This window comes from Saccharopolyspora sp. MMCC62, assembly GCF_057736575.1.
In genome coordinates this window covers 88,914-102,119 of the sequence record NZ_JBYKCM010000013.1, presented here as the reverse complement: position 1 = coordinate 102,119, position 13,206 = coordinate 88,914, and the positions used below count along the sequence as shown (strand labels likewise).

The following is a 13,206-nucleotide window of genomic DNA, read 5'->3' as shown; positions in this document are numbered from 1 at the left end:
AGCCGCCGGGCCGCGGCGGCCGCCGCCGGTCACCGCAACCCCGCGGCACCGCCCGCACCCCCGCCACCCGACGAGCACGCGCGCCCCGCGCGCCGCACCGGCGGGAACATCGGCCGCACCGTGGCCGCGCTGCTGTCGGTGCTGGTGCTCGGCACCACCGGCTACGCGTGGGGAACGCTGCGCAACCTGAACAACGGCCTCTCCGGCAGCGATGTGATCGGCAGCGGGCTGAACTCGCCCGACGGGGCCACCGACGTGCTGCTGGTCGGCAACGACAGCCGCACCGACGCCGACGGGAACCCGCTGCCCGAAGAAGTGCTCAAGGAACTGCGCACCACCGACGACGAGGGCGGCGACCTCACCGACACCATGATCCTGGTGCGCATCCCCAACGGCGGACAACGCGCCAGCGCGGTCTCCTTCCCCCGCGACACCATGGTCCAGCTCGGCAACGGATTCGGAGAGCAGAAGCTCAACTCCGCCCTCGGCCGCGCGAAGAGCGAGGCCCACCACCGGCTGGAGCAGGAGGGCGTCACCGACCCCAGGCAGCTGGAGCTGCAGTCCAAGGCCGAGGGCCAGAAGTTCCTGATCAAAACGATCGAAGAGCTCTCCGGTGCCAGCATCGACCACTACGCCGAAGTGAACCTGCTGGGCTTCCACGACATCACCAAGGCCGTCGGCGGCGTGGACGTGTGCCTGCTCGACGACGTCGACGACAGCTCCTACTCCGGCGCGGTGTTCAACGCCGGTCCGCAGACGATCGCCGGCGCCGACGCGCTGGCCTTCGTCCGCCAGCGGCACGGCCTGCCGCGGGGCGACCTGGACCGCGTGGTGCGCCAGCAGGTGTTCATGTCCGGGCTCGCGGGCAAGATGCTGTCCTCCGGCACCCTGAGCAACCCGAGCAAGCTCGGCGCGCTGATGCAGGCGCTGGAGAAGTCCGTGGTGCTGGACCAGGGCTGGGACGTGGTGGACTTCGCCCAGCAGATGTCCGGCATCGCCGGTGGCGACATCGACTTCCAGACCATCCCGATCGAGCTGGTCGGCGAATCCGGCGCCGAGGACGTCGAGGCGAACCCGCGCGAGGTCAAGCAGTTCGTGGACAACCTGCTGCTGCCGCCCGCGGAACGCCAGGCGAAGGAGCAGGAGGAGAAGGCCGCCGAGGAGCAGCGCAGCGGCACCACGGTCAGCGTCTTCAACGCCTCCGGCAAGACGGGGCTGGCCGCCGACGTGCTCAGCACCCTCAGCCAGGAGGGCTTCACCCAGGGCGGCAGCTCCAACGCGGACTCGATGCCGTCCTCGCTGGTCTACCACGCGTCCGGCGACGAGGCCGCCGCGCAGCAGGTCGCCGACTCCCTCGGCGGGCTGCCGCTGAAGGAGAGCAGCAACCTGAGCGCCGGTGCGGTGGAGGTCTACCTGGGCTCGGACTACGCGGGCCCGGGCACGCAGAACTTCGCCGGTGGCAAGCAGATCCGGCTCGACGGGCCCGCGCAGGCCCGGCCGCTGCCCGCCCAGCAGAACCCGAACGGACCGGACGGCCCGATCAACGCGGGCGGAGTGCCCTGCGTGAACTGATCCCTCCTCGCACCGCCGATCACCCCGCCACGCGCCCGGAACGGGCCCGTCCGGCGGGGTGATCCGGTTAGAGTGGATCAATTCCGGGATCGGGCCGCTGTCGGGGCGGACCGCCGGGCAGGCCGCAGTATCGGGGAGGAACCGTGGCCGGCGAACAGGACTCCCCCGGGACGCCGGGGAGGCGCGGGGGCCGCGCGCTGCGGATCTTCGGCCGGGCGGCGATCGCGCTGCTGTCGGCGTGCGTGCTCGCGGTCGTCGCGGCCGGGTGGACCGCGCTGGACCGGCTCAGCGACGAGGTCGGCGGTTCCCAGGTGCTCACCGAGACGCCCGACGCGCCGCCCGCCGACGACGGCGCCACCGACGTGCTGCTGGTCGGCAACGACAGCCGCACCGACGCGCAGGGCGATCCGCTGCCGCTGAGCGTGCTGCGCGAGCTGCGCACCGAGAGCACCAGCGGGCTCAACACGGACACGCTGATCCTGCTGCGGATCCCGCACGACGGCGCGCAGCCGACGGCGGTATCGCTGCCCAGGGACACCTCGGTGCCGGTGCCCGGCGGCGGCACCCAGAAGATCAACGCGGTGTACGGGCTGGCGAAGGCGGCCGCGTCCCGGCAGGACCCCGGATCGGGCGCCGCCGCCGAGCGGCGCGCGCAGCTGGCCGGGCAGCGCGCGCTGGTGCAGAGCGTGCAGGGCCTCGCCGGGATCCGGGTGGACCGCTACGCCGAGGTGAACCTGCTGGGGTTCTACGAGGTGACCGACGCGCTCGGCGGCGTCGAGGTGTGCCTGCGGCACGCCACCAGCGACAAGGATTCGGGCGCGGACTTCGCGGCGGGCCGCCAGACCGTCTCCGGCGGCGACGCGCTCGCGTTCGTCCGCCAGCGGCACGGGCTGCCGCGCGGCGACCTGGACCGGATCGTGCGGCAGCAGGCGTTCCTGGCGGCGGTGACGGACAAGCTGCTGTCCACCGGGACGCTCACCGATCCGGTGAAGCTCGGCGAGCTGCAGGAGGCGGCGCGGCGCTCGGTGGTGCTGGACCAGAGCTGGGACGTCACCGAGTTCGCCGCGCGGATGCAGGGCCTGGCCTCCGGCAGCGTGCGGTTCGTGACGCTGCCGGTGCGCTCGGTCGGCGACCGCGACGAGCACGGGCAGAGCGTGGTGACGGTGGATCCGGCGCAGGTGCGGGGGTTCGTCGCGGACCTGGTGCCCACCGCCGGTTTCGGCGCGGGTCCCGCGCTGGACCTGGACGGTTCGGCGCGGCGGCAGGGCCCGCCGTCGCCCGCGATCAGCTCCGCGGGCGTCCCCTGCGTCAACTGAGCCCGGAGCACGGGCCCGCTCACCTCGCTTCGCCGGGCCGCCGCGGCGGGTTCTAGGGTCCCGGCATGAGCATCACGCAGGCGTTGCTGGCCCCGATGGTGGCCGCCGGATCACCGCGGCCGCTGATCACGCACTACGACGACGCGACCGGCGCGCGGGTGGAGCTGTCCAGGGCCACCACCGCGAACTGGGCGGCGAAGACGGCGAACTGGCTGGTCGACGAGATCGACCTGGAACCGGGCGCCCCGGTGGCGGTGGCGCTGCCCGCGCACTGGCAGACGCTGGGGGTGCTGCTGGGCGCCTGGTGGTGCGGGGCGCACGTGGTCGCCGATCCGAAGGGCGCCGAGGTGGCGTTCGTGCCGGGCTCGGCCCTGGATGCGGGCGCGGGCGCGCACGTGGTGGCCGCGGTCGGCCTGGACGCGATGGGCGGTCCGGTGCGCGGGCTGCCCGCGGAGGTCGTGGACTACGCCACGGACGTGCGGGTGCACGGCGACGACTTCGTGCCGCGCGACCCGGTGCCGGGCGGTGCGCCCGCGCTGCTGGAGTTCAGCGTGGACGAGGTGCTGGGGCTGGCGTCGCGGCGCGCCGCCGAGCAGGGGGTGGACCGCGGGGCCCGGGTGCTGTCGGCGCGGAACTGGACGCTGCCGCAGGGGGTGCTGGACGGCCTGCTGTCGGTGCTGTCCGCGCAGGGCTCCCTGGTGCAGGTGAGCAATCCGGACCCGGCGAAGGCGGAGCGGCGGCGCGCGGACGAGAAGGTCACGGTCGAGCTGGCGGGCTGACCGGCCGTGCTCCGCGGCCCTCCCGGGCGGCGCCACCACCGAGCGGTGCCGCCCCGGCCGCGGAGCACGATCCGTCCGGCCTCCCCCGCCGGAGCTCTCCGCGCGGGCCGGGCGACCGGCCCGCGCGGTGGTGCGCACCGGTCAGGCGTCGACCTTGGCGCGTTCGGCCTGCGCGCCGCCGGTGAACAGGGCCTGCACGGTGTACTTCGGTCCGCTGAAGCCGAGCGCGAGGGCCGTCGCGGCGAGCACCAGCACGTACTCGAAGCCGCCGTCGGTGGCGAAGAAGCCCGCGCTGGCGTGCGCGGTGACGAGCGCGCCGAGCATCACGGCGGCGAGCAGCACACCGGCCACCGGCATCAGCACGCCGAGGATGAGCGCGAGCCCGCCGAGCAGTTCGACGGTGGCGGTGAACCCGGCGGCGACGACGGGCATCGGGATGCCCATCTGCTCGAAACCGGCGCCGACGCCGGAGATGCCGTTGAGCACGAACTTCTGGTAGGCGTGCAAGACGAAGGTCACGCCGACCACCAGCCTGGCCAGCAGGATCGTGAGGTCGCGGAGACGGTGCTGCATCGGCTCACCTTTCGGGGGCTCGGGAGGTTCCGGCCGCCCAGCATATACGTGAACCTTCAAATAAAGTTCAACTGGGAAACTGGTCACGGATCCCGCACCGGTTTCACCCCGAACGCCTCGGCCCGAACGCACCCGAACGCCGCAGCCGCCGCGCCACCACGGGACGGGCCACCGGGCCTACCCAAAGTAAGATACCGGCAAGTAATATCCGGGCGTGCGCCGAGACGAGAGCCTCTTCCGCCGCGAAGGCGACCTGTTCGTGCCCACCGAAGCCGCAGGCAACCCGTGGGGCGAGCTCACCGGCGGCGGCCCCGTCGCCGGGCTCGTCGCCCGCGCCGTCGAAGAAGCCCTCGACGAACCCGAGCTGTTCGTCGCCCGGCTCACCGTCGACCTGCACCGGCCCGTCCCCCGCACCGGGATCGCCGTCGGCACCCGCACCGTGCGGGCCGGCAAGCGGCTGCGCGTCCTCGAAGTCACCCTCAGCCAGCACGGCACCGAGGTCACCCGCGCCACCGCGCAGGTGCTGCGCCGCAGCGAGGTCGACGGCGACCCGGCCGCCGAACCCACCCCGTTCCCGGGACCGCAGGGCGTGCCGGACTCCTCGCTGCTGCCCGCCGAGCTCGGGCTGCGCTGGGGAGTGCACGACGTCGTGCAGGTCCGCTGGGTCCGCGACCAGCTCGCGGGCGGCCCCACCCAGGCCTGGATGCGGATGCCGCTGCCGCTGCTGCCCGACGAACCGACCAGCAGGCTCAGCCAGGTCGCCGTCCTCGTCGACTGCATCAGCGCGGGCAGCCCCGTCGGCTCGCTGTTCGGCCCGTGGATCAACAGCGACATCACGCTGTACCTGCACCGGGAGCCCGCGGGCGAGTGGCTCGGCATGGAGATGGCGCGCGACGTCGAACCCACCGGTCTCGGCGTGGCCCGCGCCCGGCTCTTCGACGAGCGCGGGCCGGTCGGGACGGCCCACGAAGCGGTGCTGGCGCACCGGCTGGGCTGAGACCGCGCAGCGCGGTCGCGACACCGCCGAGACGGTCCCGACGCAGTTTTTCGCGGCGCATTCGTTACGTGACTAGTACTTATTTCACCGAATGGGGTCATCATCCCCCCGGAAGCATTGTGCCTCACCTGATCGCCTAGCAGTGTGATCATCGGCATGAATCCATGCCTGCACCGCACCGTGGAGGAATTCATGGACGAGCAGACGACTGCCGACGGCTACGAAACCCCCGCGCTCGTGGAAATCGTGGAATTACCGGAACCGGCCACGGCGCCGTTTTCCCCCTACGCCGCATCCCGGGCCGATTCGAGAGCGGAATGAGCATGTTCGCACACCACTCCGGCTGGGTCGTGCTGCCCGACGTACCGGCCCTGAAGAACGTCGTGGACCGATTCCCCGCACAAGGCCGGATCGTGCTCCGGCACGACTCCGGGAACCCGTGGCTGGTCGGCCGCTTCCGCACCGACGACCTGGTGCCGGTGGCGCTCGGGCCGGTCCGGGTGGCGCTGCTGGGATCCTGCCCGATCGACGCCACCCGGCTCGCGTCGATCGTGCACGGGCTGCGCTCCGTCGCCGACCTGGACGCCGTGCTGCACCGGCTGCCCGGCGGGGTGCACCTGGCCGCCTCGGTGCGCGGCGAGGTGCGGGTGCAGGGCGGGATCTCCGGGCTGCGCCAGGTGTTCCACACCCGGATCGGCGGCGTCCCGATCGCCGGTGACCGTGCCGACCTGCTCGCCGAGCTGGCCGGCACGGGCATCGACGAGCGGGCGCTGGCGCTGCGGGTGGCGGTCGGTCCGACCGGGCCGCCGCTGGACCGGCGCACCGCGTGGTCCGGGGTGCGGGCCCTGCCCCCGGACTCGTACCTGCGGATCGATGCCGACCGGGCCCGCGAGGTGCGGTGGTGGCGGCCACCGGAACCGGACGTGGCGCTGCGCCGCGGCGCCCGCGGCACCCGGGAGGCGCTCGACGGCGCGGTCCGCACCGGGGACGGGCGCACCGGCGCGGACCTCTCCGGCGGGATGGATTCGACCGCGCTGTGCTTCCTCGCCGCGCGGGACGAACCGGAACTGCTCACGCTGACCCGCGTGGAAAGCGCGGACGAGAAATCGCCGAACCGGTTCGTCGACGAATACCTGCGACAATTTCCGGACGGCGCGCACATCGCGCTCGACCCACGCGAACTTCCCGCCGCATTCGACGATCCGGGCAGGCTCACCGACCACGAAGAACCCATTCCGCTCTTTCGCGGGATGGCGGCGGCGGGACGGTGCGCGGAACTGCTCGGCGAACGCGGAGTGCGCCGGCACCTCGCCGGATTCGGCGGGGACGCGGTATTCGGCGGGCCACCGGGATATCTGCATTCGCTGCTGCGCAGGAGCCCGGTGAAAGCGATCCGGCAGCTGCGCGGATATCGCGCGCTGCACCACTGGCCGCTGCTGCCGACGGTCTCGGCGCTGCTCGCCGCGCACGACGTGGCGCACTGGTGGCGGGAGCAGTCCGACCGGCTCACCGAGCCCGCGCCGGCCACCTCGGTGCTGGGCCGGAACCTCCCGGGCGGGATCGCGCCGGACGGGGCGGCGCCGGGCTGGACCGGGCTGGACCGGGCCGGGCCGGGCTGGAACCCGCTGGACTGGGGCATCGCCCCGCTGCGCGCGGCGCCGTGGGCGAGCGCGGACGCGGTGGCCGCCGCCCGCACCGCGCTGCGCACCGCGGCCGCCGACGCCGAACCGCTGGCCGCCGACCGCGGGCAGCACCAGCTACTCACCGCGCTGCGCACCGCCGCCCCCGGATACCGGCGGCTGGTCCGGCGGTACGCGGCGGCCGGGGTGCGGCTGGAGCTGCCCTACTACGACGACCGGGTGGTGGAGGCCGCGATCGCGGTACGCCCGGCCGAACGGGCGTCACCCTGGCGGTACAAACCGCTGCTGGCCGAGGCCGTCCGCGGCGCCGCACCGGACGCGGTGCTGCACCGGCCCGTTCCCGCGGCCCGGCCGGACGCCGGGATCGGGGCGCACGCGCACATCGGGTTCCGCCGCAACCGCGGCGCGGTCCTGGCGCTGTTCACCGACTCGGAGCTCGCCGCGCACGGGCTCGTCGACACCGGCGTGCTGCGCAGGCACCTGCTCGCGCCGCACGTGGAACCGCGCACCCTGGTCGCGCTGGAGCACCTGCTGGGCTGCGAGGCGTGGCTGCGCGGCGTGACCCGAGGTTCCACCGGGAGGACCGATGCCCCTGCGACTGCGTCCTGACGTCGACCCGACCGACGTCGGCGAGGAGACCGTGCTGCGCGACGAGCGCACCGGGCGGCGCTGGCTGCTCAACCGCACCGGCACCCAGGTGCTGCGCGGCCTGCTGATCGGGCAGGACGCGGACCGGATCGCGGGCGAGCTCGCCGACCGCCACCGGATCCCGGCGGCGGTGGCCCGGCACGACGTGACCACCATCGTCGAGCGGCTGCGCGGCGCGGCGCTGCTCGAATCCTCCGGCTGACGTCAGAGGCGCGCCTGCAGCGCCTCGTGCTTGTCGTGGACCATCGACTCCAGGCCTTCCTGGAAGCTCGCCATCGCGGCGCGCAGCCGGGTGCCCAGCTCACCGGAGTCCGCGGCGAGGGTGCGCACCGCGAGCAGCCCCGCGTTGCGCGCCCCGCCGACCGAGACGGTCGCGACCGGCACGCCCGCGGGCATCTGCACGATCGACAGCAGCGAGTCCATGCCGTCCAGGTACTTCAGCGGCACCGGCACGCCGATCACCGGCAGCACCGTCGCGGAGGCCACCATGCCGGGCAGGTGCGCCGCTCCCCCGGCCCCGGCGATGATCACGCGCAGGCCGCGGTCCGCGGCGTCGCGGGCGTAGTCCAGCATCCGCTGCGGAGTGCGGTGCGCGGAGTACACGCCCGCCTCGAACGGCACGTCGAACTCGGCGAGGGCCTGTCCCGCGGCCTCCATCACCGGCCAGTCCGAGTCGCTGCCCATGACCACGCCGACCAGCGGCCGTTCCTGCGCCATCTCCGGTTCCTCCCCGCCGGGCGTCCGCGCCCGGTGTCGCTGCTCGTCCTCCGCGGGCGCCCGCCCGCCGCCGCGCCCGCGGCGCGACCCGCCCATCCCATCATCCGTCCAGGTGAGCGGCCCACCAGACCGGCGTACCCGGTCCAGCGGGCCGTCCACCTGCGGTGCGGTCAGTGCACGGGGTGCCCGTCGGCCCATTCGCCGGTGGACAGGAAGTGCGCGGCCAGCTCCGCCTCGCGGCGGGTGGGGGCCATGTCGTCGCCGAGGACGGTGACGTGGCCGACCTTGCGGCCGGGCCGCTCCGCCTTGCCGTAGAGGTGCACCTTGGCGTGCGGGAACCGCGCGAACAGGTGGTGCATCCGCTCGTCCACGCCCATCGCCGGTTCGGTGGGCGCGCCGAGCACGTTCGCCATCACCACGGCGGGCGCGGTGAGCTCGGTGCTGCCCAGCGGGTAGTCCAGCACGGCGCGCAGGTGCTGCTCGAACTGCGAGGTGCGGGCGCCTTCGATGCTGAAGTGCCCGGAGTTGTGCGGCCGCATCGCCAGCTCGTTGATCACGAGCCCGTCCTCGGTCTCGAACAGCTCCACCGCGAGCACGCCGACGACGCCGAGCGCCTCGGCGATGTGCAGCGCCATGTTCTGCGCCTCGTTCCGCAGCGCCTCGGAGGCGTCCGGGGCGGGGGCGAGCACCTGCACGCAGATGCCGTCCTGCTGGACGGTCTCCACCAGCGGCCACGCGGCGCCCTGGCCGAACGGGGAGCGCGCGACGAGCGCGGCGAGCTCGCGGCGCAGCGGCACCCGCTGCTCGACGAGCAGCGGGGCGCCGCCGTCGAGGAGTTCGCCGACGACGCGCTCCGCGCTCTCCGGCGTGTTCAGCATCCACACGCCGCGGCCGTCGTAGCCACCGCGGGCGGTCTTGAGCACGCAGGGCCAGCCGTGCTCGGCGCCGAACTCCAGCGCCTGGGCGACCTCGGTGACCTCGGCGTACGGCGGCACCGGCAGGCCGAGCTCGGCGAGCTTGCGGCGCATCACCAGCTTGTCCTGGGCGTGCGACAGCGCGTCCGGGCCGGGGTGCACGGCGACCCCGGCGGCGACGAGGGCGCGCAGGTGCTCGCCCGGGACGTGCTCGTGGTCGAAGGTGACGGCGTCGCAGCCTTCGGCGAAGGTGCGCAGCGCCTCGAGGTCGGTGTGCTCGCCGAGCTGCACGTCCGGCGCGACCAGCGCCGCCGGGTCCTGCGGTGAGACGGCCAGCACCTTGAGGGACTGGCCCAGCGGGATCGCGGCCTGGTGGGTCATCCGTGCGAGCTGCCCACCACCGATCATGCCAACGACGGGGATGCGTGTGCGGTGGTCCACGAGCAGGAGAGCCTACTTCCCGCCCTCCGGCTCCCGGACCACCGGGAACGCTCAGTCCAGCGCGCCGAGCATCGCGCAGGCCGCGGCCGGGTCGCCGGGCAGCGGTTCCTGCCTGATCCGCACCGGGCCGACCGGCCGCAGCGCCGGGTCGCCCGCGATGCTGCTCCGCACCTGCGCGCGCACCCGCTCGCACCGCTCCTCCAGGCAGGGGCGCCGGGTCGCGAGCACCGCGGCGGTGTCCGGCCGCAGCAGCGACACCGTCTCGCCCGCGTCGAACACCTCCCGCAGCACGTCGGCGGCCAGCACCATCGCCATCATCATCGGATATCCGCCGGTGTCCGGCGGGATGTCCAGCGACACGGTGATCAGCGCGTGGTCCTCGTCCGCGGTGCGGCCGGCCGCCAGCGCGCCGCGGTACACCTCGTGCAGCCGGGTCCGCAGGTAGGACGCGGTGGTGAGCCCGGTGAGCGGGTCCTGCACCTCGCGGCCCACGGCGTACTCGGCCTGCACCTCGGCCCAGCCGAGCACCAGCGGCCGCAGCATCCACGCGGGCACCGAGTCCTGGTCCGGCGAGACGAGCCCGTCGCCGGTACCGGTGTGCGCCGCGTGCAGCGCGGCCACGTCCAGCAGCGCCTCGGCCAGCCCGACCCCGGCTTCCGCGCGGGCCGCGCCGAGCCTGCCCAGCGGTTCGGCGAGGTCCGCCTCGTTCGCGACCGCCCGGCACACCGCGTCGACCGCCCGCACTCCCCAGTCGCTGGGGAACGGCCATCCCGCCGCGAGGCTCGCGGTGCGCCACCGCCTCCGCAACGAGCGGTCGATCCCCGTGCACCCCTGAATCCAGTTGCTCATCCCGACCCCCTTTCACCGTGGAGACGACCTGCGCGTTCGACCATGACGGAAGACTGCGTGCAGGGCGCGGGGAGTCGTCGATCACAATGGTGTTCGACGCGAATTCGCATCACGTTGGCGGATCGACTGGCGATCGCGCGGATGGTTCCATGAAGCGGATCTGCTCCGATCGGCGGCATCCGGACGCACCCGGTCGGTCGGTCGCGCCGGAACCCCGGGACCCCGGATCCCGACCAACGGCACACCCCGGACAGCGGACCACACAGAGGAAGGTGCGGCGTGGCCACAGCCCCGGCCGAAGCGCAGGGCCCCAGCGACGGCGAACTGATCGAGGCCGTCCGGCACGGTTCGACGGAGGCCTACGGGACGCTCTACGAACGCCACGTCGCCGCCGCGCAGAACATGGCCCGGCAGGTCTCCAGATCCCAGGCCGAGGCCGACGACCTGGTGTCCGAGGCGTTCGCGAAGGTGCTCGCCACGTTGCGCGGCGGCCGCGGCCCGACGACCGCGTTCCGCGCCTACCTGCTGACGGCGCTGCGCCACGTCGCCTACGACCGGACGCGCCGGGACCGGAAGCTGCAGCTGGCCGAGGACGTCACCGAGGTCTCCGGCGCCGAGGCGAGCGTGCCGTTCACCGACACCGCGGTCGCCGGGCTGGAGCGGTCGCTGGCGGCGCGGGCGTTCGCGCGGCTGCCGGAGCGCTGGAAGACCGTGCTGTGGCACATCGAGGTGGAGGGCGAGACGCCCGCCCAGGTCGGGCCGCTGTTAGGGCTCACCCCGAACGGGGTGTCGGCGCTGGCGTACCGGGCGCGGGAAGGCCTGCGCCAGGCGTACCTGCAGGTGCACCTGAGTTCGCTGTCCGACGACGAACCGGGGATCGCCTCCTGCCGGGCGGCGGCCGACCGGCTGGGCGCGTGGACCCGCGGCGGGCTGTCGAAGCGGGAGACCGCGCAGGTGGACAACCACCTCGACGGCTGCGACCGGTGCCGCGGGCTGGCGGCTGAGCTCGCCGACGTCAACGGCGGCCTGCGCGCGGTGATCGCACCGCTGGTGATCGGTACCGGTGCCGCGGCCTACCTGCTCTCCGGCGGAGGTGCCACGGCGACGGCGGCGGCCGCGTCGGCGGGCGCGAGCGCCGGTTCGGCGACGGGTGCGGCGAGTTCGGTGCCGCGCCAGGCGGTGTCCGGGGTCGCCGCCTCCGCCGCGCTGTGCCTGGCACTGGCGCTGGCCCTGACGTCGGGCACGGCGCCGCTGCCGTCGGCGTCCGCGCCCCCGCCCGCGCCGGAGCCCGCGGTCGCGCCGCCACCGGCACCGAACCCGCCCGCGCCGAGCCCGCAGGCTCCGCAGCGGCCCGCGCCGCAGGCCCCCGCCCCGGCGCCCGCGCCCGCCCCGCCCGCTCCCGCGCCGAAGCTGGACGCGCACGGCCCGACGGACCCGTTGACGCTGGTGCCGGGCGGCGATCCGGCGAGCCTGCCGATCACGGTCCGCAACGACGGCACCGGGCCGTCCGATCCGGTGACCGCGATCCTGTCGCTGCCGCCGCACGTCTCCGCCGAGATCCCCGGGTCGACCTCCCAGCAGCCGTCGGGCCCCGCGGGCACCGCGCCCGCGTCCGCCCGCACCGCGCAGGCCGCCGGGACCGCGCGGGCCGCCGGGAGTCCGGGGGTGCGCTGCCAGAGCTGGGGCGGCGGGCTGCAGTGCTCCTCGGAACGGGGCCTCGAACCGGGTGAGCAGCTGACCTTCGACCTGCACGTGGCCGCCGGGGCGGCCGCCATCGGCGGCGAGATCGGGGCGCGCATCGTGGCGGGCACCGACCTGGACCTGCCGCTGTCCCGCATCCAGGTGCGGATGCGCTCCGGGGACGGAGTGGACGTGTCGGTGCAGGCGGCGCCGCGCCCGGTGCACGACCTGCTGCTCGGGGAGCAGATCCCGGCGGGCCCGCCGCTGCGGCTGAACCTGGACGTGCGCAACACCGGCGTGACCCGGGGCCGGGCCGAGGCGGTCACCGAGCTGCCCGCCGGTTCGCACGCGGTGGGCATCCCGCCGGAATGCGACGTGCTGCCGACGGACGACCGGCTGCGCTGCTCGGCGGAACTGGATCCCGGCGAGTCCTACCGGGGCCACCTGTGGCTGGCCGGGCTGCCGGTGGAGCCGCGCGACGGCTCGGACGGCGAGGACCGCCGCGTGACCATCCCGGTGCACGCCCGGCTGGGCACCGCGAGCGACAGCGCCGCGGTGACCACCCTGCTCTGGTTCCCGTGGCAGCCGCGGCCGGAGCCGGACTGCCCGCTGCCGCCGCTGTGGCCGCTGCGCCCGCTGGACGGCGCGGAGCGGCCGTGCTGGTTGCCGGAGGTGCCGGGCCTGCCCGGCTTCCCCGACGTGCCCGACTTCCCGGATGTGCCCGGCCTGCCGGACGTGCCCGGCCGTCCCGACGAGCCCGGTGAACCGGGTGGGCCGGAGATGCCCGGTCCGCCCGACGTGCCGGGCCTGCCCGACCTCCCGAGGCCGCCGAGCACGACCCCCGCGCCGAGCCCGGAACCGACGCCCAGCCCGACGCCGACCGAGCCGGGCACCTCCGCGCCGCCGGACCCGTCCGACCCGACCCGGCCACCGGAGTCCGCGGAACCGGTCCCGAGCGAGCGGCGGCTGCCGATCCTCGAACCGCTGTTGCCGCCCGCCACCCCACCGCCGTGGTGGTGGCTCCCGCGCTGATGGAGGACCGCCCCGGCCGGTCCCGGAACCGTCCCGGGCGCACGAGGT

At 74.8% G+C, this 13,206-nt stretch carries 12 protein-coding genes; 8 read left to right on the top strand and 4 right to left on the bottom strand.

All coding sequences use genetic code 11. The annotated features are described in order from the left end of the window. Window positions 1–120: 120 nt before the first annotated feature. From AC29IT_RS25725 to AC29IT_RS25715, 3 genes are all read left to right on the top strand, one after another. On the top strand, window positions 121–1,572 hold the full coding sequence (locus AC29IT_RS25725; RefSeq protein WP_488220379.1) for an LCP family protein: 1,452 nt from the start codon (window positions 121–123) through the stop codon (window positions 1,570–1,572). A 143-nt stretch (window positions 1,573–1,715) separates the two neighbouring features. Further along, on the top strand, window positions 1,716–2,888 hold the full coding sequence (locus AC29IT_RS25720; RefSeq protein WP_358442901.1) for an LCP family protein: 1,173 nt from the start codon (window positions 1,716–1,718) through the stop codon (window positions 2,886–2,888). Between the two features lie 65 nt (window positions 2,889–2,953). Further along, the gene (locus AC29IT_RS25715; RefSeq protein WP_358442904.1) at window positions 2,954–3,667 is read left to right on the top strand and encodes a TIGR03089 family protein; all 714 of its coding nucleotides are present in this window, start codon (window positions 2,954–2,956) and stop codon (window positions 3,665–3,667) included. Window positions 3,668–3,808: 141 nt separating this feature from the next. On the opposite strand, the gene AC29IT_RS25710 is transcribed toward AC29IT_RS25715, so the two are convergent. Continuing rightward, complete coding sequence (locus AC29IT_RS25710; RefSeq protein WP_488220378.1) at window positions 3,809–4,240, bottom strand: DoxX family protein; 432 nt, start codon at window positions 4,238–4,240, stop codon at window positions 3,809–3,811. Window positions 4,241–4,454: 214 nt separating this feature from the next. Here AC29IT_RS25710 and AC29IT_RS25705 point away from each other — a divergent pair, with 214 nt between their 5' ends. The 4 genes from AC29IT_RS25705 (at window position 4,455) to AC29IT_RS25690 (ending at window position 7,727) form a co-directional block, all read left to right on the top strand. Then, window positions 4,455–5,237, top strand: a complete 783-nt coding sequence (locus AC29IT_RS25705; protein WP_358442909.1) for a thioesterase family protein — start codon at window positions 4,455–4,457, stop codon at window positions 5,235–5,237. Window positions 5,238–5,381: 144 nt separating this feature from the next. Beyond that, window positions 5,382–5,558, top strand: a complete 177-nt coding sequence (locus tag AC29IT_RS25700) for a hypothetical protein (protein WP_488220377.1) — start codon at window positions 5,382–5,384, stop codon at window positions 5,556–5,558. A gap of 2 nt (window positions 5,559–5,560) precedes the next feature. Next, window positions 5,561–7,486: an asparagine synthase-related protein gene (locus AC29IT_RS25695; protein WP_488220376.1), complete on the top strand. Its 1,926-nt coding sequence runs from the start codon at window positions 5,561–5,563 to the stop codon at window positions 7,484–7,486. Then, entirely contained in the window at window positions 7,464–7,727 is a 264-nt protein-coding gene (locus AC29IT_RS25690; RefSeq protein WP_358442917.1) for a PqqD family peptide modification chaperone, read from the top strand. The genes AC29IT_RS25695 and AC29IT_RS25690 overlap by 23 nt, the downstream gene beginning before the upstream one ends. A gap of 2 nt (window positions 7,728–7,729) precedes the next feature. On the opposite strand, the gene purE is transcribed toward AC29IT_RS25690, so the two are convergent. From purE to AC29IT_RS25675, 3 genes are all read right to left on the bottom strand, one after another. Beyond that, window positions 7,730–8,242 (bottom strand): 5-(carboxyamino)imidazole ribonucleotide mutase, encoded by a 513-nt coding sequence (purE, locus tag AC29IT_RS25685; RefSeq protein WP_358442960.1) that lies wholly within the window; start codon window positions 8,240–8,242, stop codon window positions 7,730–7,732. A 170-nt stretch (window positions 8,243–8,412) separates the two neighbouring features. Beyond that, window positions 8,413–9,597 carry a 5-(carboxyamino)imidazole ribonucleotide synthase gene (locus tag AC29IT_RS25680; protein ID WP_488220375.1) on the bottom strand — a complete coding sequence of 395 codons (1,185 nt, stop codon included), beginning with the start codon at window positions 9,595–9,597 and terminating at the stop codon, window positions 8,413–8,415. 51 nt (window positions 9,598–9,648) lie between these two features. Continuing rightward, a complete protein-coding gene (locus AC29IT_RS25675; RefSeq protein ID WP_488220374.1) occupies window positions 9,649–10,446 on the bottom strand; it encodes a hypothetical protein in 798 nt (265 codons plus the stop codon). A 279-nt stretch (window positions 10,447–10,725) separates the two neighbouring features. On the opposite strand from AC29IT_RS25675, the gene AC29IT_RS25670 reads away from it, so the two are divergent. After that, window positions 10,726–13,158, top strand: coding sequence for a sigma-70 family RNA polymerase sigma factor (locus AC29IT_RS25670; protein WP_488220373.1), 2,433 nt, complete (start codon window positions 10,726–10,728; stop codon window positions 13,156–13,158). Window positions 13,159–13,206: the final 48 nt, after the last annotated feature.

Excerpts from the sequence above, each read along its gene's own strand:
- AC29IT_RS25710 (WP_488220378.1), bottom strand. The coding sequence starts at position 4,240 with ATGCAGCACCGTCTCCGCGACCTCACGATCCTGCTGGCCAGGCTGGTG.
- AC29IT_RS25715 (WP_358442904.1), top strand. The coding sequence starts at position 2,954 with ATGAGCATCACGCAGGCGTTGCTGGCCCCGATGGTGGCCGCCGGATCA.
- purE (WP_358442960.1), bottom strand. The coding sequence starts at position 8,242 with ATGGCGCAGGAACGGCCGCTGGTCGGCGTGGTCATGGGCAGCGACTCG.
- AC29IT_RS25690 (WP_358442917.1), top strand. The coding sequence starts at position 7,464 with ATGCCCCTGCGACTGCGTCCTGACGTCGACCCGACCGACGTCGGCGAG.
- AC29IT_RS25695 (WP_488220376.1), top strand. The coding sequence starts at position 5,561 with ATGTTCGCACACCACTCCGGCTGGGTCGTGCTGCCCGACGTACCGGCC.
- AC29IT_RS25675 (WP_488220374.1), bottom strand. The coding sequence starts at position 10,446 with ATGAGCAACTGGATTCAGGGGTGCACGGGGATCGACCGCTCGTTGCGG.